This window comes from Microbulbifer hainanensis (genome assembly GCF_014904735.1).
In the GTDB taxonomy this organism is placed as follows: domain Bacteria; phylum Pseudomonadota; class Gammaproteobacteria; order Pseudomonadales; family Cellvibrionaceae; genus Microbulbifer; species Microbulbifer hainanensis.
Map to the genome: position 1 here is coordinate 40,603 of NZ_JACZCR010000013.1, position 22,707 is coordinate 63,309.

Annotated in this window: 18 protein-coding genes; 10 read left to right on the forward strand and 8 right to left on the reverse strand. The window is 62.5% G+C overall.

Going from position 1 to position 22,707, the window contains the following annotated elements:
* The first annotated feature begins 182 nt into the window (after positions 1–182).
* On the forward strand, positions 183–1,217 hold the full coding sequence (locus tag IG168_RS04715) for an AraC family transcriptional regulator (RefSeq protein WP_319024662.1): 1,035 nt from the start codon (positions 183–185) through the stop codon (positions 1,215–1,217).
* 80 nt (positions 1,218–1,297) lie between these two features.
* Here IG168_RS04715 and IG168_RS04720 read toward each other — a convergent pair whose 3' ends face one another.
* Positions 1,298–2,530 (reverse strand): OmpA family protein, encoded by a 1,233-nt coding sequence (locus IG168_RS04720; RefSeq protein WP_193162267.1) that lies wholly within the window; start codon positions 2,528–2,530, stop codon positions 1,298–1,300.
* Between the two features lie 305 nt (positions 2,531–2,835).
* Here IG168_RS04720 and IG168_RS04725 point away from each other — a divergent pair, with 305 nt between their 5' ends.
* From IG168_RS04725 to IG168_RS04745, 5 genes are all read left to right on the forward strand, one after another.
* Positions 2,836–4,047 (forward strand): acetyl-CoA C-acetyltransferase, encoded by a 1,212-nt coding sequence (locus IG168_RS04725; RefSeq protein ID WP_193162269.1) that lies wholly within the window; start codon positions 2,836–2,838, stop codon positions 4,045–4,047.
* Between the two features lie 144 nt (positions 4,048–4,191).
* Positions 4,192–6,375 carry a 3-hydroxyacyl-CoA dehydrogenase NAD-binding domain-containing protein gene (locus tag IG168_RS04730; protein ID WP_193162271.1) on the forward strand — a complete coding sequence of 728 codons (2,184 nt, stop codon included), beginning with the start codon at positions 4,192–4,194 and terminating at the stop codon, positions 6,373–6,375.
* A gap of 70 nt (positions 6,376–6,445) precedes the next feature.
* Positions 6,446–7,591: an acyl-CoA dehydrogenase family protein gene (locus IG168_RS04735; protein WP_193162272.1), complete on the forward strand. Its 1,146-nt coding sequence runs from the start codon at positions 6,446–6,448 to the stop codon at positions 7,589–7,591.
* A gap of 119 nt (positions 7,592–7,710) precedes the next feature.
* Positions 7,711–8,904: a CaiB/BaiF CoA transferase family protein gene (locus IG168_RS04740; RefSeq protein ID WP_193162274.1), complete on the forward strand. Its 1,194-nt coding sequence runs from the start codon at positions 7,711–7,713 to the stop codon at positions 8,902–8,904.
* 76 nt (positions 8,905–8,980) lie between these two features.
* Complete coding sequence (locus tag IG168_RS04745) at positions 8,981–10,267, forward strand: DASH family cryptochrome (RefSeq protein WP_193162276.1); 1,287 nt, start codon at positions 8,981–8,983, stop codon at positions 10,265–10,267.
* 87 nt (positions 10,268–10,354) lie between these two features.
* Here IG168_RS04745 and mnhG read toward each other — a convergent pair whose 3' ends face one another.
* Genes mnhG through mbhE form a run of 7 tightly spaced genes read right to left on the reverse strand, consistent with a single transcriptional unit; the run spans position 10,355 to position 16,112 of the window.
* Complete coding sequence (gene mnhG, locus IG168_RS04750; protein WP_319024663.1) at positions 10,355–10,702, reverse strand: monovalent cation/H(+) antiporter subunit G; 348 nt, start codon at positions 10,700–10,702, stop codon at positions 10,355–10,357.
* Complete coding sequence (locus IG168_RS04755; protein WP_193162281.1) at positions 10,689–11,030, reverse strand: monovalent cation/H+ antiporter complex subunit F; 342 nt, start codon at positions 11,028–11,030, stop codon at positions 10,689–10,691. Before IG168_RS04755 ends, mnhG begins: the two co-directional genes overlap by 14 nt.
* Positions 11,030–11,503, reverse strand: coding sequence for a Na+/H+ antiporter subunit E (locus IG168_RS04760; RefSeq protein WP_193162283.1), 474 nt, complete (start codon positions 11,501–11,503; stop codon positions 11,030–11,032). Before IG168_RS04760 ends, IG168_RS04755 begins: the two co-directional genes overlap by 1 nt.
* A gap of 18 nt (positions 11,504–11,521) precedes the next feature.
* Complete coding sequence (locus IG168_RS04765) at positions 11,522–13,027, reverse strand: Na+/H+ antiporter subunit D (RefSeq protein ID WP_193162285.1); 1,506 nt, start codon at positions 13,025–13,027, stop codon at positions 11,522–11,524.
* Between the two features lies 1 nt (position 13,028).
* Positions 13,029–13,397 (reverse strand): Na+/H+ antiporter subunit C, encoded by a 369-nt coding sequence (locus tag IG168_RS04770; protein ID WP_193162287.1) that lies wholly within the window; start codon positions 13,395–13,397, stop codon positions 13,029–13,031.
* Position 13,398: 1 nt separating this feature from the next.
* A complete protein-coding gene (locus IG168_RS04775) occupies positions 13,399–13,815 on the reverse strand; it encodes an MnhB domain-containing protein (RefSeq protein ID WP_193162294.1) in 417 nt (138 codons plus the stop codon).
* On the reverse strand, positions 13,812–16,112 hold the full coding sequence (mbhE, locus tag IG168_RS04780) for a hydrogen gas-evolving membrane-bound hydrogenase subunit E (protein WP_226876535.1): 2,301 nt from the start codon (positions 16,110–16,112) through the stop codon (positions 13,812–13,814). Before mbhE ends, IG168_RS04775 begins: the two co-directional genes overlap by 4 nt.
* A gap of 533 nt (positions 16,113–16,645) precedes the next feature.
* On the opposite strand from mbhE, the gene IG168_RS04785 reads away from it, so the two are divergent.
* The 4 genes from IG168_RS04785 to IG168_RS04800 all read left to right on the forward strand — a co-directional run bounded on the left by IG168_RS04785 (position 16,646) and on the right by IG168_RS04800 (position 22,597).
* A complete protein-coding gene (locus tag IG168_RS04785) occupies positions 16,646–18,178 on the forward strand; it encodes a cryptochrome/photolyase family protein (RefSeq protein ID WP_193162296.1) in 1,533 nt (510 codons plus the stop codon).
* Positions 18,179–18,351: 173 nt separating this feature from the next.
* Positions 18,352–18,867 (forward strand): DUF1993 domain-containing protein, encoded by a 516-nt coding sequence (locus IG168_RS04790; protein ID WP_193162298.1) that lies wholly within the window; start codon positions 18,352–18,354, stop codon positions 18,865–18,867.
* 316 nt (positions 18,868–19,183) lie between these two features.
* On the forward strand, positions 19,184–21,295 hold the full coding sequence (locus IG168_RS04795) for an NHL repeat-containing protein (RefSeq protein WP_193162300.1): 2,112 nt from the start codon (positions 19,184–19,186) through the stop codon (positions 21,293–21,295).
* A gap of 153 nt (positions 21,296–21,448) precedes the next feature.
* The gene (locus tag IG168_RS04800; protein WP_193162302.1) at positions 21,449–22,597 is read left to right on the forward strand and encodes a serine hydrolase domain-containing protein; all 1,149 of its coding nucleotides are present in this window, start codon (positions 21,449–21,451) and stop codon (positions 22,595–22,597) included.
* Positions 22,598–22,707: the final 110 nt, after the last annotated feature.

Below are 22,707 nucleotides of genomic sequence, written 5' to 3' on the forward strand. Positions count from 1 at the left end.
CAGAGCGCCCCTTTTATCACAGCCCCGGCTGCGACTCACCCCCCCCGCACACACCGACAACCGCTACCCCTGACCGGCCTCAAAACCGCCAAACCTGACTTTCGCGGCCGCTTTGCGCATAATCCGTTTTCCACTTCAGCGGGCACGCGCCCCAAAACCACTATAAGTTGAGGGCTGAAACCGTGGACACCGAGACACCAAAATTCCGCGATACCGATCCGGGTATTCCCGCCGCCGCCATCAGCGCCCAGCTGCTCGGCGCCCGCGCCGCGGGGCTGGACTGCCAGCGCCTGCTGCTGGACAGCGATATCGACCCGGCCGTGCTCGACGATCCCGATGGCCGTATTCCCCGCGAGAAAGTCGCCGGCATGCTGCGCCGGGAGTGGGATCTGCTCGGCGACGAATCCGGCGGTTTCCTGTCCCGCCCCTGGCTGCCGGGCACCTTTGCGATGATGGGCCACGCGTGCATCAGCTGCCCGAACCTGCGCCGCGCGCTGCTGCGCTCCGGCCGCTTCATAAAAATGGTCAGCGACGACCTGCAGATCAAGCTGGTCGAGGACGGCGAAGAGGCCCGCCTGCTGATATACCACAGCAACGACAAGGGCCTGCCCAACCAGATTTTCGTCGAGTCACTGGCACTGATCTGGCTGCGCTTTTTCAGCTGGCTGATCGACCGCACCATTTTGCTCGAACGCGTAAACCTCGCGTTTCCACCGCCGGATTACAACGAGGATTACAGCGATATGTTCCCGTGCCGGCACTACTTCAACCAGCACGAAACCTGCCTGGTATTCAGCACCCGCTACCTGCAGATGCCGCTGGTGCGCGACGAGCAGCAGCTGTCCGAGTTCCTCTCCCGCGCACCCGAGTGCCTGCTGGCCCAGTACAAGTCCGATCACAGTTATACCGGCCGCATCCGCCGCATGCTGCAGCAGCAGAACGGCATCGAGAACCTGTCCCTCGACGACGTGGCCGAACGGCTGTTTACCTCGCCACAGACCTTGCGCCGGCGCCTGAAGGACGAGGGCAACAGCTGGCAGGACATCAAGGATTCGGTGCGCCGCGATATGGCCGTCTACCAGTTGAAGAAGCAGGAAACCGCCGTGGCGGAGATTGCCGAGCGCCTGGGCTTTTCCGAACCGAGCGCCTTCAACCGCGCATTCAAGAAGTGGACCGGGCTTGCGCCGGGCGCCTATCGCGAAAAATACCGCGGCTAAATCACAGTCAAAAGAATCCCCGCAAGCGCGGGGATTCTTTTGAGCCGGAAGGCTATTCGAATTGCACGATTCAAATTGCGCTATTCAAATTTCACCACGCGCACGCTGATGCGGCGGTTTTTCTTCTTGCCCTCCTCGGTATTGTTGTCGGCAATCGGCTTGGTCGAGCCCATACCGGTCGCGCTGATCCGCTCGATATCGATACCCTTGTCCACCAGCATCTGGCGCACGGCCTCGGCGCGCTCCCGCGACAGCTGCAGGTTTTTCACCTCGTCGCCCTCCATGGAAGTGTGACCCTCGATGGCGATAGTCACCCCGGGATTCTCCTGCAGGATCTTCGCCAGTGCGTCCACATCCGGCACCGTCGCATCGGTAACCTTGGCGCTGTCCACTTCGAACTGGATTGTCAGCGGGAACTCGCGATTCGGATCGCGCGAGGCGTTGCCCAGGTAATCGCGGAAGCGCGTGGCAAAATCTCCCGCTTCCTCACTCTCCATCGCCTGGCCGCTCATGGCCTCGCCGCTCTGTGACATGGATTCGTCGGGCTTTTTGCTCTCGATAGTGGTCTGGTCTTCCTCTAGGATCACCTCTCCGGGCCGGTCTTCCACGTGCTCTTTCTTCGCACACATATTGAGTGCATAGAGTGCCCCCAGTGCGATCAGCAGCGGCCAGAACCACTTGCCAAAACCGCCGCGCTTTTTCACCTGAGTGCCGTGAGGGCGGATAGTCTGCGGCTGTTCGTGGCCCTGGGTTTCCAGCGGCTCACCGAGGTGTTCGAAATCGTGCACACTCAGCTCTTTCAACAGCCCCGGCGGAATCTTGTCCTTGATGTGCGCTTTCTGCCCCAGCAGCAAATTCGCCAGGCCGCCGATATCGAGCCCCTTGCTCTTCACGAGCTTGCCCAGCAGCGACATCACGATCGGCGCCGCCACCTTCAGCAGACTGCCACCGGTACCGCCGCTCAGGCCCAACGCGTTGGACAATACATTGCCGACGTCGCTGCTCTTGTTGCCGAACACCGTCTCAAGCATATTGCCGCCGCTTTTCTGCAGGCTGTTCATCTGCTCGGGGTCACGGAACACATCGCCAATGGAGGACAGGTCCAGGCCGGTAGCACCGGTCACCATATTGAACAGGCCGGCGAGACCGGTTTTGCTGCTACCTCTGTTCAGCATACCGGCGAGCACCGAGGAGAGTCCGGAATTCAACGCAGTCTCGCCTTTTCCCTCCGGCAGCCCCAGGGCACCACTCAGCGCGCCAATGCCGGAAGAACCCAGCTGACGCACCGCCATATCCAATAAATTGTCCGCCATAACTCGAACCTCGTCGCTTAATACCTCTAAACGTCTCCAATGAGTGTATGGCAGCAAATTATCCGGATTAGTCCGATTCTGAATAACCGGAAAACGAGACCCGGCATTGGATTTATGGTCACAATCTGGATTCCGGTCACACAATGTCTGGCAATTGGCGCCAGCCGCCAACGGCGTCACCATTGCTGACGCGTTTGATCATTGCAGCGCCCGCCGGTGCAACTAAGGTTACTGTCAGCGCCCGGCACAATCGCCGGGACGGAAAAAACCAATAACAACAATCACAAAACCGAGAGGCTCACACCATGCCGACTGAGGCCTATATCTACGACGCCATCCGCACGCCGCGGGGCAAAGGCAAACCCGGCGGTGCCCTGCACGAAGTCAAACCCGTCACGCTGCTCGCCGACCTGCTGCGCCAGCTGCAGCAGCGCACGAACCTGGATACGGCAGCCGTCGACGACGTCGTCATGGGCTGCGTCACCCCCATCGGCGACCAGGGCGCCGATATCGCCAAGACCGCGGCCCTGGTGGCCGGCTGGGACTGGGATATGGGCGGTGTCACCCTGAACCGCTTCTGCGCGTCCGGTGCCGAGGCAGTGAACCTGGCCGCGGCCAAGGTGCGCTCCGGCTGGGAACAGCTGGTTGTCGCCGGCGGGGTGGAATCCATGTCGCGGGTACCGATGGGCTCCGACGGCGGCGCCTGGGCTGCAGATCCGCACACGTCGCTGGATACCGGTTTCGCCCCGCAGGGCATCGGCGCCGACCTGATCGCCACCCTCGGCGGCTTCAGCCGTGAGGATGTGGATCACTTCGCGCTGGAATCCCAGCGCAAGGCGACCGCCGCCTGGGAGCGCGGCGCCTTTGCAAAGTCGGTCATTCCCGTGCGCGACCAGAACGGCCTGCTGATCCTCGACCGCGACCAGCTGGTGCGCCCGGATACGTCGATGGAGGGCCTCGGCCAGCTGAAGCCGTCCTTCGCCGGTCTCGGCGAACTGGGCTTCGACAATGTCACCCGCGAACGCTACCCACAGGTGGAGCGCATCGACCATGTGCACACTGCCGGCAACTCCTCCGGCATCGTCGACGGCGCCGCGGCCCTGCTGGTGGGCAGCGAGCAGGCGGGCAGCAACCTGGGCATTGAGCCCCGCGCGCGTATCGTGTCCGCTGCCGTCGTCGGTACCGACTCCACTATCATGCTCACCGGCCCGGCGCCGGCTACGCGCAAGGCACTCAAGGTGGCCGGACTTAACGCGCAGGATATCGACCTGTTTGAAGTCAACGAGGCCTTCGCCGCAGTGGTCATGCGCTTCCAGCACGAACTGGATATCGATCCGCAGAAAATCAACGTCAACGGCGGCGCCATCGCCATGGGCCATCCCCTCGGCGCCACCGGCGCGATGCTAATCGGCACGGTGCTGGACGAACTGGAAGTGCGGCAACAACGCTACGGCCTCGTCACCCTCTGCGTCGGCGGCGGCATGGGCGTAGCCACCATCATCGAGCGGCTCGGCTGATTCACTCGTGAAGAAAATGCCTCCCTGCATTTTTTCACGCCGGTTCGCGGCGCCTGTCCGCGAACCGGACACGACAATCCGCCTGCGTTCGCAGCCGGTTTGCGGGCGAGCCATCCATGGCGCGCAAAACAAAAGGATAAAACAATGAAATCCATTCGCCTGGAAAAAGACAGCGACAATATCGTCCACCTGATCCTCGACAACCCCAACGCTTCGGCCAACGTCATGGACGCCGACTTCACCGACTCCCTGCACGAGGCGGTGCAACAACTGCAGAGTGACGACTTCGCCGGCATCATCCTGCGCTCGGCGAAGAAAACCTTTTTTGCCGGCGGCGACCTGAAAAGCCTGTACGCCGCACGGCGCGAAGATGCCGAAGCGTTTTTCGACAACTGCCAGGCCCTGAAAGCCGACCTGCGCTGGCTGGAAACCCAGGGCAAACCGGTGGTGGCCGCGATCAACGGCGCGGCCCTCGGCGGCGGCTGGGAACTGGCGCTGGCCTGCCATCACCGCATCGCCATCGACAGCCGTGCCGTCAAGATCGGCCTGCCGGAAGTGACCCTCGGCCTGCTCCCCGGCGGCGGCGGCTGCGTGCGCATGCCGCGCCTGCTCGGTATGCAGAATTCACTGCCGTATCTGCTCGAAGGCAAGCAGGTCGATGCACAGCGCGCACTGGACGCGGGCCTGATTCACCAGCTCGCTGGCGACGCCGACGAACTGCTCGCCCACGCCCGCGCTTTCATTCGCGCCAATAGCGAAGAATCCATGCAGCAGCCCTGGGACCAGCCCGGCTACCGCATGCCCGGCGGCGATGCCAAGAACCCGAAGAATGCGCAGCTGCTGGTGGTGGCCCCGGCAATGCTGAAACAGAAGACCCAGGGCTGCCTGCCGGCGCCGGAAGCGATTCTCGCCACGGTAGTCGAAGGCGCCCAGGTGGATTTCGACACCGCCACGCGAATCGAATCCCGCTACTTCGTCGAGCTCACCTGTGGCCAGGTGGCGAAGAACATGATCGGTACCTTCTGGTTCGGCCTGAACGCAATCAAGGCCGGCGCCTCACTGCCGGACACCGCGCGCGAATTTCTCACTGCGCGCAGCGGCGAAACCGCACCGGTGCAGAAAATCGGTATCCTCGGTGCCGGCATGATGGGCGCCGGCATCGCCTGCGCCTGTGCCGGCAAGGGCGTCGATGTGGTTCTCAAGGATGTCTCCCTGGACGCGGCGGAAAAGGGCCGCGACTACACTGTGCGTACTCTGCAGAAGCGCGTCGATCGCGGGCGCATGGACGAAGCCGCGATGCAGGCGGTGCTGGGCCGCATTCACACCACCATCGATCCGGCCGATCTGCAGGGTTGCGATCTGGTCATCGAGGCGGTGTTCGAAGACCGCAACCTGAAGGCCCAAGTCACCCGCGAAGCGGAGGCGCAGCTGGCCGGCGACGCGGTGTTTGCTTCCAATACATCGACGCTGCCGATCACCGGCCTGGCCCGCGCCGCCGAGCGACCACAGAACTTTATCGGCCTGCACTTCTTCTCCCCCGCGGAAAAAATGCCGCTGGTGGAAATCATCTGCGGTGAGCAGACCAGCGATGAGACCCTCGCCAGGGCCTTCGCCTTCGTACTGCAGATCGGCAAGACACCGATCGTGGTCAACGACAGCCGCGGTTTCTTTACCTCGCGGGTGTTCGGCTGTTTTACCAATGAGGGCATCGCCATGCTCGGCGAGGGCGTACACCCGGCCACCATCGAGAATGCCGCTGCACTGGCGGGTTTCCCGGTCGGCCCCCTGGCCGTCAGCGACGAGGTATCGCTGACACTGATGGGCAGGATTCGCCAGCAGACGGTGGCGGATTTCGCCAGTGAGGGTAAAACCGCGCCGTCGCACCCGGCGGACGCCATCGTCGATCGCATGCTGGAACTGGGGCGCGCCGGCAAGGCCGCCGGCGCCGGCTTCTACACTTATCCGGACAGTGGCAAAAAACACCTGTGGAGTGGGCTTGCCGGCGAGTTCCCCGCCGCGGCGCAGCAACCGCCTCTTGTAGACGTCAAGGAACGGCTGCTGTTTGCCATGGCCGTCGAAACACTGCGCTGCTATGACGAAGACGTCCTGCGCAGCGTGCGCGACGCCAATATCGGCTCCATCTTCGGCATTGGCTTCCCGCCGTGGACCGGCGGCGCCCTGCAGTACATCAACCAGTACGGCCCGCAGGCCTTCTACGCGCGCGCGCAGGAACTGGCGGAAAATTACGGCGAGCGCTTTGCTCCGCCGCAGTCATTGCAAAAGCTGGCAGAATCCAATGGGCAACTGGCGGATGCAAATGACGAATAACTAGCTTCTAACATCGCCGGTATGGCGAAATCACAGTATCAGGTAGCAAAGAATAAATTGGAGAACAACGATGATCCCGAGAACCGTCTTTAACGAAGAACACGAACAGTTTCGCGATACCGTGCGCAAATTTCTGGAAAAAGAAGCCGCGCCCTTTCACCACCAGTGGGAAAAAGACGGCCAGGTGGACCGCGCACTGTGGAACAAGGCGGGCGAGATGGGTTTCCTGTGTCCGCAGATTCCCGAGGAGTACGGCGGCCTGGGCCTGGACTTCGGCTACAACGCGATTGTCGCCGAGGAGATTTGCCGCGCCGGCCTCAGTGGTATCGGCTGGGGCCTGCACTCGGATATCGCCGTGCCCTATATCGTCAACTACGGCACCGAGGAACAAAAACAGAAATACCTGCCAAAGTGCATCAGTGGCGAGATCGTCACCGCCATTGCGATGACCGAACCGGGCACCGGCTCCGACCTGCAGAATGTGCGCACCACCGCGATCAAGCACGGCGACCACTACCTGCTGAACGGCTCCAAGACGTTTATCACCAACGGCCAGCTGGCCGACCTGGTCATTGTCGTCGCCAAGACCAATCCCGAAGAGGGCGCCGCCGGTGTCAGCCTATTGCTGGTCGAGACCGACCTGCCCGGGTTCAAGAAAGGCACCAACCTGGACAAGGTCGGCATGAAAGCCCAGGACACCTCCGAGCTGTTCTTCGACGACGTCAAGGTGCCGGTGGAAAACCTGCTCGGTGGCGAGGGCCAGGGCTTTATCTACCTGATGCAGGAACTGGCCCAGGAACGCCTCGGGGTCGCCATCGGCGCCATTGCCAACGCGGAGGCGGGTCTGCGCTGGACCGTCGACTATGTGCGCGAGCGCAAGGCCTTCGGCAAACCCATCGCCGCCTTCCAGAACACCCAGTTCAAGCTGGCAGAACTGGACAGCGAACTGACCGCACTGCGCGTGTTCGTCGACCGCTGCATGGAACTGCACTACGAGAAGAAACTGGACGCCAGCACCGCCGCCAAGGCCAAGCTGCTGGCCACCGACTTCCAGTGCAAGCTGCTCGACGAATGCGTGCAACTGCACGGCGGCTACGGCTATATGTGGGAATACCCGATCGCCCGCGCCTGGGCTGACGCCCGCGTACAGCGCATCTACGCCGGTACCAACGAAATCATGAAGCTGATTATTTCGCGCGATTTACTCAAAGACTGATCCCGGGGCGCGAAGTTTTTTAACGCGCCTGAGCGCTCTTTGCAGATGCATCGTCGTTCCGGTTCAACCCGGAATGGCGATGCTGTGCTTCCCGGCAATCCAAAAAAAACAGATACGCTATGAATAACAATAACGGCCCACTGCAGGGCCTGAAAATTCTCGACTTTTCCACACTGCTGCCCGGCCCCTATGCCACCATGTTGCTGGCAGATATGGGCGCCGAGGTGCTGCGTATCGAATCCCCCACCCGCCCGGATATGCTGCGCGGGTTACCGCCGATGGTCGGCGAGCACCACAAGGTCTCCGCCGCCCACGCCACCATCAACCGCAACAAACAGTCCATGGCACTGAATCTGAAAGATGCCCGTGCCGGCGATATCGTGCGGCGCCTGCTGGCGGAGTACGACGTGGTGCTGGAACAGTTCCGCCCCGGCGTGATGGACAGGCTCGGCCTCGGTTACGAATCCCTGCGGGAAACCCACCCGGACCTGATCTACTGCTCCATCACCGGCTACGGCCAGACAGGCCCGCTGAAAGACAGGGCCGGCCACGATATCAACTACCTGGCCCTGTCCGGCCTGGCCAGCTATTCCGGCCGCAGCGCGTCGGGCCCCGCCCTCGCCGGCACCCAGGTCGCCGATATCGCCGGCGGCTCCCACCACGCGGTGATGGCGATTCTCGCCGCCGTGTACAAGCGCCAGCAGACCGGTGACGGCAGCCGCATCGATATCAGCATGACCGACTGCGCCTTCGCCCTGAACGCCGTCAGTGGCGCCAATGCCCTGGCCGGCGCCGGCGATCCACAGATCGAACAGGAATTGCTGAATGGCGGCGGCTTTTACGATTACTACCGCACCGCCGACGGTCGCTACCTGTCGGTCGGCAGCCTGGAACCCCAGTTCGCCCAGCAGTTCTTCACCGCACTGGGGCACCCGGATTGGCTGGAAAGGGTGCTCGACACCGAACAGCAGGCAGCGCTGAAACAGGATATTGCCGCCGCCATCGGCGCGCGCACCTTGGACGACTGGCTGCGCACCTTCGCCGATTGCGATGCCTGCGTCGAACCGGTGCTGAACTTCGGTGAAGCCGTCGGCAGTGCGCTGCTGCGCGAACGCGGCATGCTGTGCAGCGCCAACTTCGACGACGGCACCGCGCTGGCACAGATCAACACGCCATTTGTCTTCGACGGCCACAAGCCCACTGCGCACACTGCCGGCGCCAGCCTCGGTGCCCACTCGCGAGAGCTGCTAAATTTATTGGGATACACTGACGAAGAGTGCGAACAGCTGTGCGGCGAGGGCGTGGTTGCCTGATCCCCGCGGCTGATCGGAGAACCCTGTTCTGGTGGGGCTGGCGATAGCGGCAGGCCAACCACCCGAAGGCTGCGCGATGAATCTGGTCTGGTTTCACAACGATCTGCGCACCGGCGACAACCACTCGCTGCAACAGGCCTGTTCCAGCGACGCCGGCGTCATCGCACTCTACTGTTTTGATCCGCAGTACTTCCGGCCCGATGAATTCGGCTTCCGGCGCACCGCCAAGTACCGGGCGCGCTTCCTGCGCCAGAGCCTCGGCGACCTGCGCACACAGCTGCGTGCACTGAATATCTCCCTGATGATCTGCCACGGCGATCCCGCGACCCTGGTGCCGGATATCGTGCGGCGTTACAACGTCACCGATATCTACCGCCAGCGGGAGTGGACCCGCGACGAACGCCAGACACTCGAGCGCGTGTTCGCCAAGCCGGAGATGCGCGACGTCAACCTGCACGAGTACTACGACCAGTTCCTGCTGCACCCGGACGATATTCCAATTGCGTCACTGGATGATATACCCCAGGTCTTCAGCAAATTCCGCGATCGCTGCGAAGCGGAAACCCAGGTGCGCAGGCTGGTGCCCGTGCCACCCGGCCGCCGCCCCGGCAATCTGATCGAGTGCGACAGCCGTATACCCCAGCTGGAAGAGCTCGGCCTGGAACTGTTCGACGCGGATCCGCGCAGCGCCTTCCCGTTTGTCGGCGGCAGCAATGCCGGGCGTGCGCGAATTCACCAGTACTTCTGGCGCACCCTCGGCCTGACCCGCTACAAGCACACGCGGGATGGCCTGCTCGGCCGCGATTACAGCAGCAAGCTGTCGCCGTGGCTCGCCAACGGCTGCCTGTCGCCGCGGCAGGTGTACTGGAAAGTGAAAGCCTTCGAGCGCGACGTCATCGCCAACCAGGATACTTACTGGCTGATCTTCGAACTGCTGTGGCGCGACTACTTCAAGTACATCTCGCTGCAGCAGGGCGACCGGATATTCCGCGCCGCAGGCCTGTCCGATGGCGAACGCCAGTGGCAGCGGGATCCTGAAGTGTTGCAGCAGTGGATCGAAGGGCGCACGCCGTACGATTTCGTCAACGCAAACATGCGCGAGATCGCCGCCACCGGCTGGATGAGTAATCGCGGCCGCCAGGTCGTGGCCAACTACTGGTGCAAGGAACTGGGTCAGGACTGGCGCATCGGCGCCGCCTGGTTCGAAAGCCTGCTGATCGATTACGACGTGCACAGCAATTACGGCAACTGGCTCTACCAGAGCGGCGTGGGCAACGACCCGCGCGACCGCAAATTCGAAATCGATGCGCAGGCGGACCGCTACGACCCGGACGGCAGTTATCGCCAGTTGTGGAGCAGCTAGAGCCCCACTCCTGTGCCATCGGGCAAAGACCCGTAACCGCTACGCAGCGCCGACAACAACACCAAAGCCGATGCCGACGGTCCCGCTTCAATCCGTATCGCGCGCGGATTGTGGGCGCAGATCCTGCTCCCGGTCTGGACCCTTCCACATCGACGAGCCGGTGCGGAACGCGGCCCGCGCAATCATATGCGCACCCACCGGTACCGTCAGGAACAGAAACAGGGTTGCCGCCACCGCCCGCGCCGTGACACGCGCATCATGGAACAACAGTGCCACCCCGCCCAGCAGCAATCCACAACAAAGGGTGGCGGCCTTGCCCGAGGTGCTCATGCGCATATAGATATCCGGCATGCGTACCAGGCCCAACGCCGCAGTAAAACCGAAAAAGCTTCCCACCAGGATCAACAGTCCCAGCAGCCATTCAGTGATCGACACGGTCACCTCCCGCCCCAGCCGCAGGTGGCCGCTTTGATGCACTGCGCTCTACAAAGCGGGCGAAGGCCACCGTCACCAGGAAGGCCACCAACGCCAGTGCGATCGCCGCGTCCAGGTAAACGGCGCGACCCGACGCTATTGCCAGCAGTGCGCAGTAGGCTACCGCCAGAATATTCAGCACGTCCAGCGCCACCACCCGATCCGCCAGCGACGGGCCGCGCAACAGGCGGTAAAAGCATAGCGCCAAGGCCAGCAGCAGCAGCCAGGAGGCGATGTTCACCGCCCATGCCAGCAGCGGCGAGCGTCCCTCCACAATCACTTGCAACATCAGTCGAACGCCTCCCTGATCCTCTTTTCCAAACCGTCACGGATTTCGCACCGGAATATTTCCGCATCGGTCACGAACATCGTATGCACATACAGCGCATCGGCCTCAGGCGAAATATCGAGAACCAGTGTGCCTGGCGTCAGCGACACCAGTTGCGACAGCAACAGCAACTGATTGTGCTCGCGCAGCCCGGTGGCTACGCGAATCACCTGCGGGCAACTCCGCCGCAACGGCGACAGCACCTCACGCGTGGTGCGCATGCCGGACACCACTAGTTCGCGCAGAAAAAAAATCAGCAGGCTCAGAATGCGCGGCAGGCGTCGGAAATAATCACCGCTTCCCTGCGGTACAGGCGACAGCGCGATCGCCCCGTAACCGATGGCAAACCCCAGCAAAAAATTCGTCAGCGAGGCATTGCCTGTCAGGGCCGACCAGCTGATCGCCAGCAAAATATTGATCAGAAAAAGCTTCACACTATTTACCCTTTGATATCACCGCGAGCGCCCCGCCAGCACCACATCGATATACCCGGCTGGGTTCAACAACTCCTTCGCCGCTGCCTCTGAAAACGCGATCATCGGCTGCGGGAAGAGACCCAGCGCCAGGGTCACCAGCACCAGTGCCACCGCGGGCAATAGCCGCTGCACGCGCTCCGCCGCGCCGAATGCGTGCAGCAGCCGCGGGCCATCGCCGGGGTGCGATTTCCAGAAGGCCCCAGCCCAGATCTTGCTCATCGAAAACAAAGTGAGTGCGCCGGTAACCAGCATGACCGCCACCACCCAGTAGGCCGCCTGCTCGAGGCTTGCAATTACCAGCAGTAACTTGGCCCAGAAACCCGACAGGGGCGGGAAGCCGGCGAGACTAAATGCGGCGATAAAAAACAGCGTCGCCAACAACGGACTCGCGCGGTAGAGACCGCCAATTTGCGCCAGCTCAAAACTGCCCGCCATGCGCCGCGCGGTGCCACTGATCAGCAGCAGATTGGTCTTGGCGACGATATTGTGGACCATATAAAAAATGCAGCCGCCCAGCGCCAGCGGACTGAACAGCGCCAATCCCAGCACCAGAAAGCCGATCTGGCTGATGATGTGAAAAGCGAGAATGCGGCGGAATTCATATTGCGCCGCCGCACCCAGTACACCGGTCAGCATGGTCAACAGCGCCATGCCCAAAAGCAGTTCGTGTGCCAGCGCCAGATCCGCCGGGAAAATCAACGTGAAGGTGCGGATCAGCGCGTAGACCCCAACCTTGGTAAGCAGGCCGGCAAACACCGCAGTGACCGCCACCGGCGGTACGTGGTAGGACGCCGGCAACCAGAAAAACAGGGGAAACAGTGCGGCCTTGATACCGAACGCGCCGATCAGCAAAAGCGCCAGCGTATTGATCGCCGCCGGCTGCTGCACCTCCGACATGGCCAGATGTAGGGCGGCCATATTCAGCGTGCCAGTAAGGCCGTACACCAGACCGATGGCGGTCAACATCAGCAGGGTAGAAACCAGGTTGAGCGCCACATACTTGATGCCGCCATCCAGCTGCCGCCGCTCGCCGCCCAGCACCAGCAGCGCGAATGAGGCGATCAACATCACCTCGAACCAGACGTACAGATTGAACAGATCGCCGGTGACAAAACTGCCGCACACCCCGGCCAGCAGCAACTGGAAAAATCCCTGATAACCCTGCCGCTCGCGGCGCCGGTCAATATCCGCCAGCCCGAACACCATCACCGATATGCCCACCACCCCGGTCACCAGCAGCATGATGGCGCTGAGGCGGTCCGCCACAAGGGTGATGCCGAAAGGCGCCGGCCAGCTGCCCATCTGCGCCGCTACCGGCCCGTGGCGAGCTACCACAATAAAAATGCCCAGGGTCACCAGCAGCAGTGCAGCGCATCCGAGCAGGCCGATGGCTCGCGCCAGCCACACACGACCGCGCGCCATCAGCGCCAGCAGACCGGCGACAATCGGGATCAGGAAAGGCAGTGCCAGCAGCCAGCCCAATTCAGTGCTCCTCGTCGGCGGCGGGAGGCTCCGACAGACGCATGGCATTGGCGTCGAGGGTGCCGAGTTCGCGATAGCAGCGCACCACCAGCGCCAGGGTAAACGCCAGCAGACCAAAACCGATCACGATCGCGGTGAGAATCATCGCCTGCGGCAGCGCATTCGCCACCGGCTCCGCCGGCGCCTGCAATCCCTCCGGCACCAGTGGCGGCACCGCGCGGGTCAGCCGCCCGGTGGCAAAGATCGCCAGATTGGCGGCATTGGAGAGCAGTATCAGGCCGAACAGGTAGCGCAACAGGTTGGCGGTCAGCATCAGGTAGACACCGGTCGCGACCATGATGCCGACCAGTACAGCCAGAGCGGTTTCCACCTCAGTCCTCCTCCAAGGCAAAGAACAGCGTCAGCACCGCCCCCAGCACCGCCAGGTAGATGCCCACATCGAACAGCAGCACGGTACTGAGGGGCAGGCCCTTGTCGCCCGCGCCGCCGCCGATAAACAGCCACAGGCCGGTGAAAGGCGGGTTCCCCCAAAGCGCGCCGGGCACCCCCGACAGCGCGGCCAGCAGCGCACCGCCCGCCGCCAGGCGCGCCGGTGAGATCCGCAGTGCCGCGCGCGCCGTGCGAATATCCCACGCCAGCGCGCAGAGAATGAAAGCCGCCGCCGCAATCAACCCGGCAATAAAGCCCCCGCCCGGCAGGTTGTGGCCGCGCAGCAGCATATACACCGAGAACAACAACAGCAGGGGCACCAGCAGGCGCGTGGTCCCCTGCAGTACGATCGACTTCACGGGTTGCGCCTCGTGCCTTGCGCCCGCGCGGACAGCGCGCGGCGTCGCGACCCCAGCAGCGCGGCGGCGCCCACGGCGGCAATCAGCACCACCACCACTTCGCCGAAAGTATCCAGCGCGCGGAAGTCCACCAGGATGACATTGACGATATTGCGCCCGAACGCCTCGGGCACCGCCGCCAGTTCAAAGTAGTTCTTGGTGGGACTGCCGAACGGCTGCTGCAGCACCAGCAGTATGGCCAGGCTAACGGCGATCCCCACCGCACTGGCGAGCAGCGCATGACCGAGACGCACGCGCGGCCCGCGCACCGCATTGGCCAGTGGTAGGCGGTGCAGGATCATCGCCACCAGCACCAGGAACAGGGTTTCCACCAACAGCTGGGTAATGGCCACATCCGGCGCGCCGAAGAACAGGTAGATCAGCGCGATTCCCACGCCCATGGCCCCCAGACTACAGATGGCGGTCAGCGGCGCGCGACAGCCCACCGCCGCCAGCGTGCCCGCCAGCACCAGCGCCAGCGCAGCCCATTCCTTGACGGTCAGGCGCGGCCAGCCCAGTTGCTCCGGCAGGCCACCGCTGTGCACCAGCACCCACAGCAGGCCGGCCGCTACCGCCGCGAACACCACCGCCAGGTAACCCTTCAATACGCCGTGCTGCAACCAGCGCGTGTGCAGATAGGCACCCCGCCGCAGCGCCGCCAGGGCGCCGTCCCACAGCCGATCGGCGCTGAGTGGCAGCCAGCGCGCCGCGCGACTCAGCAGGTCGCGCATGCGGCGCTGCCACACGAACACGGCAACCCCCAGCGCCAGCGTCAGCACGCTCAGCAGTAACGGCACATTGACCCCGTGCCAGAGCTTCAGCTTCACCGTTTCCGGACGCCCCAGAATCGCGGTAACCGCCGGCTGTACCAGCGTGTCCGCCAGCAGTCCCGGCGCCAGGCCGAAGGTCAGCCCCAGTGCCGCCAGCAGCAGCGGCCCCAGCCACAGGCTCACCGACGCCTCGCGCGTTGCGGTCAGCGCCGGCGGACGGCTGCCGACAAAGGGTTTCAGCACCACCGTCGCCGCCACCGCCACCATCAGCGCATTGGCAAACACCGCCGCACCCGCCACCAGCACCGGCTCGGTGGCGATTGCCAGGGCGCCCTCGTATTTCAGTTCCTTGCCGATAAAGCCGAGAAAGGGCGGGAATCCGGCCATGGAAAGGCCCGCCGCCAGCGCGGCGACAAACGTGACCGGCAACCGCCCGGCCAGCCCGCCCAGCGCGTTGATTTCCCGCGTACCGGCCTGGTGATCGACAATGCCCACCACCATAAACAGCGCCGCCTTGTAGAAAGAGTGCACCAGAACAAAAGTGATCGCGGCAGCCACTGCAACAGAGTCATCGGAACCCAGGAACATGGTCAGTGTGCCCAGCGCCACCAGCGTGGTGTAGGCGAGGGCCAGCTTGAGATCGGTCTGGCGCAGCGCCAGCACCGCAGCGATAACCGCCGTGGCGGCGCCCACCAGCGTCAGTGTCCACATCCACAGATCGGTAGATGCCAGTACTGGATGCAGCCGTGCGATCAGATAAATACCCGCCTTGACCATGGTGGCCGAGTGCAGATACGCGCTCACCGGCGTGGGCGCGGCCATGGCGTTGGGCAGCCAGAAATGCAGCGGCACCTGCGCCGACTTGGCGAAGGCGCCGATGATGATGAGAAGAAAAATCGGCGTGTAGAGCGCGTGTTGCCGCACCTGCTCGCCCCGGGCCAGCACCGCGGCCAGATCGAAACTGCTCGCCACCATCCCCAGCAACACCAGCCCGACGAGCAGCGCAAGGCCGCCCAGAGCGGTGACCAGCAGCGCCTGCAGGGCGGAACGGCGGGCGGTCGCGCTGGCGTGATCAAAGCCGATCAGCAGGTAACTGGCGAGCGTGGTGATTTCCCAGAAGACAAACAGCGTGATCAGGTTGCCCGCCAGGACAAGGCCGAGCATGCCCAGCATGAACAGCAACAGGTAGAGGTAAAAGCGGCGCAACAGCGGGTGGCCGCGCAGGTAGCCGGCGGCGTAGACGGTGACAAAAATTCCGATGCCGCCAACCAGCAACGCAAACAGCAGGCTCAGGCCATCCACCAGAAAGTCCAGCGCCACACCCAGGCTCGGCACCCACTCGATCCCAAAGCGCAGCGCTCCCTGAGCGCGCACCGGGCCCAGCAGTGTCAGCAGCCACACAGTCACCGCCACCGGCACTGCCAGTACCATCAGCTGCAGTACTGTATCGCCACGCCGACCCACGGAATGCACTTCGCTATGCGTCAAAATCCCTTTCCGGCACGAACCCCGTGCCGCCTCACATGCCCGACTGTTAGTCCCACTAGCCGGCAATTGTAGTCCGGCCCTATGGGCGCGATGCCGACAGCCGCGGCAAATCCTTTCTGCTGAAACTGTTGAGCGGCCACTGGCCGGCGGTCAACGGCAACATCGACTGGCAGCGCCCCAATACCGGCTCGACCAGCTGGCGCACCTGCGCCGCACCGGGTTGTAGGCTGCCTGGATTCCGGTGGTCTGTTCGACCGTTTCCGGCGTATCGAACTGCGGCGCTACGAGCGCCTCAGGTGACGAAGCTGAAGACGCGCCTCCGACCTGCTGCTCGACGAACCTGACATTTGCCTTGATCTGGATTCCCAACAGCTGATGGAGGCCGATCCGCGCGACTACGCCGGCAGCTTCCTGCTGGTCTCCCATGATCCTGCATTTGTGGACGCGGTGGGTGTCGACGGCGAGCTACAGCTGTAACAGATGCTAACTTTTACGGGGCGCGCCACCCGGCGCGCGCGGGACGGAGACCACCAATGAAAACCCTGCGACTGATTCTCGGCGACCAGCTCAACCACAAGCATTCCTGGTATCGCGACGACGATGCCGACACGCTGTATTTCCTCGCCGAGATGCGCCAGGAAACCGACTACGTCAAACACCATGTGCAAAAGGTGGTCGCCTTCTTCGAGGCGATGAGCGCCTTCGCCGAGTGGCTGCGCGGGCGCGGCAAGCAGGTGGTTTACTGGCAGCTGGATGAGCCAGAAAACACCCAGCACCTCGGCAAGAATATCGCCAAACTCGTGCAGCAGCACGGCATCACGAAGTTCGAATACCAGCTGCCGGACGAGTACCGGTTGGACAAACAACTGAAGCAACTGGCCGACGACCTGAGTATCGACTGCGAAGCCTTCGATACCGAGCACTTCCTCACCACGCGCAGCGAACTGGCGGACTTTTTCCGCGACAAGCAGTCCCTGCTGATGGAAAGCTTCTATCGCCATATGCGCCGCAAGCACAACCTGCTGATGGATGGCGAAAAGCCCATCGGCGGACAGTGGAACTACGACCAGAGCAACCGCCGCAAGTGGAAAGGCCAACCGGAAATCCCCCACGAAAAAGGCTTCCGCAAGGATGTGCGCAAGACGCTGAAGCGCATCGAAAACGCCGGCGTAAAAACCTTCGGTGCAATTGACCCGCAACACTTCAACTGGCCCACCACCCGCGAAGACGGGTTAAAGGTGCTGCGCTACTTCTGTGAGAAACTGCTGGTGCACTTCGGCGATTACCAGGACGCGATGGATCCGGACGAGGTCTACCTGTTCCACAGCCGCCTCAGTTTCGCCATGAACAGCAAGCTGCTGCACCCGCGCGAGGTGATCGACGCGGTGATCGAACACTGGCAGCAAAACAAAAGCACCATTTCGATCAACGAGGTGGAAGGCTATGTGCGGCAGATTCTCGGCTGGCGAGAGTATATGCGCGGTGTCTACTGGCGGGAGATGCCCGGCTACGCTCGCTGCAATCGCCTCGGCAACCACAACGAACTGCCCGGGTTCTACTGGACCGCAGATACCAAAATGAACTGCCTGCACCACGCAATCAACAACAGCCTGGAGCACGCCTACGCGCACCACATCCAGCGGCTGATGATCACCGGCAACTTTGCCCTGCTGACCCAGGTACACCCGGACCAGGTAGACGCCTGGTACCTGGGCATCTACATCGATGCCATCGAGTGGGTGGAGATCACCAACACCCGCGGCATGAGCCAGTATGCCGACGGCGGCCTGGTGGCGACCAAGCCGTATATCAGCAGCGGCAGTTATATTCACAAGATGAGCAACTACTGCGCGGGCTGCCGTTACAACGTGCAGGAGAAGACCGGCGACGACGCCTGCCCGTTCAACAGCCTGTACTGGAATTTTCTCGCCGAGAAGCGCGAGCATTTTGCCGGCAACCAGCGCATGGCCATGATGCTGAGCCTGCTCGAAAAGATGGACGGCGACGAGCTGGAGGCATTGCGAACACGGGCGCGGCAGATCATCCGCAACCCACAGGATTTCTGAGACAGAAAATCCTGGAAAATTCCGCCCGGGGCAAAACGCCTAATCAATAATTTTTTGCCATTACACCCCAAGTCAAATCGTAATCTCGTTGCGCTTTCCGAAGGGACCCGAACTGCGTTACAGTCGCCGGGCACTGCCCACAAGGCGTTAACCTCCCAGCGAGAGAGATCAATATGGCAAACTCGGAAATCAACGAGATCAAGCGTATTTTCACCACAAGACTCGATGTGCTTGATCACATCCTGTCGGTCGGTGAAACGCATTTTCCGGAAATGAACGCGATCATGCAGGAAAGGCTGGCCGAAGACATGTTGCCGCTCGGTACCCAGGTTGCATTCGCGTGTAACCAGCCCCGCAGCTTCGCACAGTGGTGTGCGGGTGAGCCGATCGCCAACCTCAGCGCGGAGGTCGAGTCCCTGGAGATGGCGCGCGCACATATTGCCCAGACCAAGAAGCAGGTTGCCGCGCTCGCCGTCGATGACAGTAAGCTCGATGAAATCAAGCGCGTCGGCCTCGGCCCGGGCAAATACTGCGAGCTTCCCGCGCGGCAGTATCTCAACGACTTTGTCATGCCCAACCTGTATTTTCATATCACCACCGCCTACGCCATCCTGCGCAAGCTCGGCGCGCCGGTGGGCAAGGCCGATTTCATGACCTACCTGATGCCCCTCGTCATGGAAGAAGCCTGACGGTCAGCGCCTGATAGTAGATGCCGGGTGCGCTGCAGCAGCGCTGCCCGGCAGCATTTCCACAACCCGAATTTTTTAGCCTACCGCCTCCCGAATACGCCGCTTAACTGCCTGGTAAATTACCCAATCCAGAGTCTGGCCGAACGCGAAGCCTTGCACGCCAGATCGCCGCCCCGACACACCATTAGCAGCTATACCTTGGCTTAACGGCGCTGAGGCATTTACCCGGTCGAAATTTCCCGTCGCGGGAAAATCGTTCACGCCCAGCTCGCTCAACGGCAATCGCTGTCGCAGCCCGCTCGGGTGCAGAGAATTTATGCAACGTATCGTCCACAGGCGCTTGATGCGCGCCACACTGTGCTTCGCGATCGCGCTGATGGCGGTATCGACTTTCGCTGCGGATCGTATTGAAGGCCGGGTTGAAGGCGCGCGCCAGCCGATCGCCGGGGCCGCCGTGACACTCTGGCTGGCGGGCGCCGGCGCACCACTGAAAATCGCGCGGGCCCAAACCGGCGATGACGGCGGCTTCAACGTGACACTCGACGCTGGCCAACGCGGCACCGGCGTGTTTTACCTGACCGCTACAGGTGGGGTGCCACGGGCGAATCCCAGTGGGAAACCCAATCCGGCCATCCGCTTGCTGGCCATTCTGGGCACCGCGCCACCCGAACGCGTGACGATCAATGAACTCACCACCGTGGCCTCCGTATGGACCGCGGCGCAATTTCTGAACCACGACGGGCTCAGCGGCAATGCATTGGGGTTGAAGATTGCCGCGGGCAACGTGCCCAACCTGGTGGATCTGCGCACTGGCGGACTGGGGCCGGTGATCCAGGATCCGTTGAACAGTAACCGGACCCCGACGCTGGCGCGGTTCAATACACTGGCTATCCTGCTGTCGGCCTGTATCAAGATGCCCGCGGCCTGTGACAGGTTGTTCGGGACGACCACACCGCCCGGCGGAACCGTGCCAGACAACACCCTCAGTGCAGCCCTGAATATCGCGCACTACCCGTGGTATCGGCCACATGCCCGCTTCGCACTGCTCAACGAATTTTATCCCGTACCCGCCGGCAAGCACTGGCGCGATGTGCCGTTTATTCCCTATCTCAATTTTCCACCCAGTGCCTGGACACTGTCGCTCGTTTACGCCGGCGGCGGGCTCAATTCACTGGGAGGCATCGCCATCGACGGCGATGGCAATTTGTGGGCCGGCGACAACTTTCTGGTCGGGGCCCAGTCCACCATCTTTACCGGATTTGGCGGCGGGGTGTCGAAACTCTCGCCAAACGGTAAACCGCTGTCGCCGATGACCACCGGCTATCGCGGCGGCGGTGTCGACGGCCCCGGCTTCGGCCTCGCCATCGGCCCAGACGACAGGGTCTGGACCACCAGCCTGGCGGGTCGGAATATTTCCGTGTTCGACCGCAAAACAGGCAAACCGCTGTCGCCGGCGAGCGGTTACGACTTCGACGGCCAGCTGGGCCCCATGCAGGGCATCATCGTCACCCCCAGTGGCGACGTGTGGGCACTCGATAACGGCAAGGACCAGATCGTTTACCTGCCCAAAGGTAACGCCGCCCGGGGACGCATTTTCGGCCGAGTCTCCAATAGCAAACCTGCGGATGGCTTCCTGAAGTTCAAGGCGCCGTTTCACCTCGCCATCGACCAGCGGGATCGCATCTGGGTGACGAACAGCGGTGCCGACACCGTCACCCGCTTCCCGACCAGCGCCCCGGGCCAGGCCGAGCAAATCAAGGTGGGTTACGCCCCGCGCGCCATCGCCATCGACAGCCGCGGCAATGCCTGGGTCGCCAACACCGTCGGTCACCCATCCACGAGGGAAAAGCTGGCGTTCATCGAGGCAAAGCTCAAGGCAAAAGCAGAAAGCCGCAAAAAGGGCGCGTCGGAAGCCGACAGAGCTGCCAGGGAATGGATCGATCTGTACGAAATCATCACCAAGTACCCCGGTGGCGACGTATCCCTGCTGGATCCCAACGGCAGGCTGCGCGGGACCTTCGATGGCGACAATAGCCTCATCGGCCCCTGGGGCATTGCCATCGACGGCAACGACAATGTCTGGGTCGCCAACTCGACAGGGCACTCCATCACCCAGTTGTGCGGCGTGCGCATCGATACCTGCCCGCCGGGGCTCAAGACCGGCGACCCTATCTCACCGCGGGCCGGCTATCTCGGCGGCCTGCAGATTATTACCGACGTCGCCATCGATCCGGCCGGCAATGTCTGGGTCGCCAACAACTGGGACAGGCCCGACGAGGGCTTCAAGCAGACGCCGAGTGAAGCCCTGTCCACCCGCTTTGGCGGCGATGGTGCAGTGGTCTTCTTCGGCCTCGCCAAGCCCGTGCGCACGCCACTGATCGGCCCGGTGCAGGCGCTATCGCCCCCGCAGACAATACCCCACCCGTAAGTAACCACACACTCACGCGAAACAATACGCTCCAGGCGCGACCGCAACGGGCGCAGCCAGATTGAACCAAATCCCCCTTCGGCCACTCTGAAAATCAATCAGCCGCCCTTCCGCAAAGGGCCCAAGTGCCACTGACGACCCACAAGGACAACAATGAAAAACATTGCGCTGCTCGCCTGTATTTTCTCATTGGGCATTTCCGGCCCCTCCTTCGGGAAGGACGACTCCGCCAACAAAATTCTGAAAGGACTGTTCGACACCACCCTGCAGGAAACCGTCATCAAACATAACATTCCCGGCGTTTCCCTCGCGCTGGTGTCGCCGGACGGCATCATTTACGAGGGCACCCGCGGCGTCCGCAAAATGGGCAAGAGCAAGCCCATACTGCTATCCGACCCGCTGCATGTCGGCTCCAACACCAAGGCCGTCACCGCCTATCTCGCCGCCATCCTGGTGCGGCAGGGGAAAATAGACTGGAACACCAACGTCTCCGACGTTTTCCCCAATATCCCCAAAGCGGAAGCGCAAAAGTACAACCAGGCGACCCTGGCCAACCTGCTTTCCCACCGCGCGTGGATCAAACCGATGACCAAGCAGGAGGATTTCGCCGGGCTGCCCAGGGCCCTGCTGGACACACACCTCGCACCGACGGCGGCAATGCAGGCAAGAAAACAGTTCGTGTCGCAGATGCTGCAGTACGAACCCTCCCTGCCGAAGGGCGACAAGGACACTAACTACTCCAACGCCGGTTACGTCGTCGCCGCGGCGATGCTGGAGCAGGTTGCCGGCAAGCCGTGGGAAACCCTGGTGCAGGAGGACATATTCAAGCCGCTTGATATCCACGCGCTGATCGGCTGGCCGGCCGAGCACGATCGCAACGGCGTATACGGGCACCTTCTGGACGACGACAACAAGCTGGTGGCCGACGATCCCGCCGCGCTGCCCACCATTTTGGCGCCCGCCGGCGACCTGAGCCTGTCCACCGAGGACAACGCCAAGTGGCTGATGGAAAACCTGAAATGCCTGCAGGGGCAATCGAAAATCCTGACCACGGCCGCGTGCAATCGTATCGAGATCGGCAACCCGGCCAGCAAGCAGCTGCCGATGGGCTGGAGCAGCACCGTGCAGGGCGGACTGGGGCGGGTCAGCACTCATGTCAGTTCCAGCGGCACCTTTATGACTTACGCCGTGGTTTATATCGACAAGCAGCGCGCGGTGGCCATCACCATCAACAGCGCCAACCCCGACGCCGCGCTGGCATTCCGCGACGTTTTTTCCGCGGTGAACAGCCAGCTGCTGTAACTCCCTCCGAGCGTCGCGCGCAAATGAAAACGGCGCTCGGGGAAGCCCCCGAGCGCCGAAGATTCCCAACACTACGGCAATAATATTCGCGCCTATTACGCAACGGTTGC